This is a genomic window from Clostridium sp., from assembly GCF_032552055.1.
In the GTDB taxonomy this organism is placed as follows: Bacteria; Bacillota; Clostridia; order Clostridiales; family Clostridiaceae; genus Clostridium.
This window is the reverse complement of record NZ_JAWGSV010000362.1, coordinates 1-2,277: the sequence shown is the minus strand read 5'-3', so window position 1 is coordinate 2,277 and position 2,277 is coordinate 1. Positions and strand designations below refer to the sequence as shown.

Sequence of the window (2,277 nt, the reverse complement as noted above, 5' to 3'; positions counted from 1 at the left end):
TCCATAAACTAATGTTAGAATATAAATAGATTATTTATATTCTCATATATTTTAAAATATATTTATAGTAACATATGGAGAGATTTATGAATAAGAACAAGAAGATAATTGCTTGGGGACTATTAGTTTTTTGGATGATATTAATATTTTTTATGTCTCATCAACCAGGGGAAGTATCAAGTAGCCAAAGTGATTTAGTTTTAAAATTATTTAGTCTAATAGGTATAGAGCTTAATGAATATTTTGGGGAGTTAGCAACTTTTGTTGTAAGAAAAACAGCTCATTTTTCAGAGTATATGATATTATATTTATTAGCTTATAACGTTCTGAGGTTTTATGTTAATAATAGAAGAACTAGACTGTATTTAATAGGATTTGTATTTTTATATGCATGTAGCGATGAACTTCATCAATACTTTATTCCAGGTAGAGTAATGGCATTCAAAGATGTGATGATAGATACTACAGGCGGCATTATTGGATTTATAATTGCTAGTTTAATTGAAAAGTATAAAATTAGCAAAGCTAAAAGTGCTGATGCATAATGTAAAATGAAAATTTAATAATGAAAATTAATAAAAAAACTCCTAATGGAGTTTATAAAAATAATAATTTTTAATTTTTTATGGGGCAGTTTGTATAACAGCCTCTTGTTTTATTTTAAGGTAAGATATACTAGCAGGTATTAATCCAAATTATAAAACTTAATTTTAAAAGTTAAATACATTGTTATAATATTGAGGATAGTAATCTAGAAAATTCATCGATTAACTTTGTGAGTAAAGATCTATTTTCATATTCTTCATAGTTAAATGAACGACAGTTATCTAAAAGACTATAAAATATATTGTTGAAATCCTTTGTTATGATTTCATCATAGATAATAGCATTAACTTCATAATTTAGCTCAAAGCTTCTAATATCTAAATTAGCAGTTCCTATGGTACATATCTTATTATCTACCATAAGTAGTTTAGAATGAATAAAAGCATCCTTATTGTATAAATAGATATTTGCACCTGAACGTTTTAGTTCTGCTAAATAAGTTTTAGATGCTCTATTTACTGTAAAGTGGTCAGCCTTTTCAGGGAATATAAGAGATACTTTAACAGCACTTAATGATGCTATCCTTAATGCATCAATTAAACCTTCAGAGGGTATAAAATAAGGTGTGATTATATTAATACTTTCTTTAGCTATAGAAATCATTTTTATTAAAGCTTGAAGTATACTAGGAAATTCAGAATCAGGACCACTTCGTATTATTTGCATTGGAATACTTCCCTTATAACTAAGAGGCTTAAAGTAATTTTCTATATTGCTTAATAAGTTGATTTCTTCATTATCATATTTTTTTATGCTAGAAAAGTCATCTAGGAAAACTGATTGTAACCCTAAGGCACAATCACCTTCGATCATAATATGACAATCCTTCCAATCACCAAGCTTTCCAAGGCCAAGATATTCATCACCTATGTTAATACCTCCTATAAATGCTATGCTTCCATCAATAACTACTATTTTTCTATGATTTCTATAATTGATTTGAGTATTTATAAGACGAAGTAAAGGAGCTAAAACATAGGAATAAAAAACAACTTCTATTCCTGCATTTTTTAGTTCTTTAATATAGCCTCTTTTTAGCTTAATAGATCCTACTTTGTCTATAATGAATCTGATTTTTATTCCTTCTTTAGCTTTTTTAATTAGTATATCTTTTATTTCATTTCCGATCTTATCATCCTTAACTATGTAATATTCAAGATGAATATGGTTTTTAGCATTAAGCAATTTTTCTTTTAGTATTTTAAATTTAGCTTCTCCTCCATCTAAAATTGTTACTTTATTGTTTGTAAATAGGGGAGAGAAGGAGTTTGAAGCAATTAAGCTTATTATAGGTTTATACTCTGTAAGTGAGTAGTTTCTTTTGTATAGAGAACTCCAACTTAACTTGATTGCCCTATCCTTAAGCTTTTTATCTAAGGTATTTATTTTCCAGTTACGGCCTAGGAATATAAATAAAATTATTCCAACTGGAGGTAATATTAATAGTATGAGTATCCATGAAAGAGTTTTTTCAGGTCTTTTTTTACCGAATAAGATTATTATAAAAATAATAAATATACTTGTAATATATGAAAGATATAAAATTATTTTAAATGCAAGTATTTAAAAAACCTCCTTCAAAAGTATTTGTGAATCTATTTATATTATATTATATTTTAAGAAAAATTGATAAAATACTAACTTAATAATAATTATAGCCAAGATTATATT

General features: G+C 26.0%; 2 protein-coding genes. One reads left to right on the top strand and one right to left on the bottom strand.

Translation table 11 applies throughout. The features are described from left to right. Positions 1-86: 86 nt before the first annotated feature. Positions 87-545 carry a VanZ family protein gene (locus E6248_RS15525; RefSeq protein WP_316341671.1) on the top strand — a complete coding sequence of 153 codons (459 nt, stop codon included), beginning with the start codon at positions 87-89 and terminating at the stop codon, positions 543-545. 184 nt (positions 546-729) lie between these two features. Here E6248_RS15525 and cls read toward each other — a convergent pair whose 3' ends face one another. Next, entirely contained in the window at positions 730-2,151 is a 1,422-nt protein-coding gene (gene cls / locus E6248_RS15520; RefSeq protein ID WP_316341672.1) for a cardiolipin synthase, read from the bottom strand. Between the last annotated feature and the right edge of the window lie 126 nt (positions 2,152-2,277).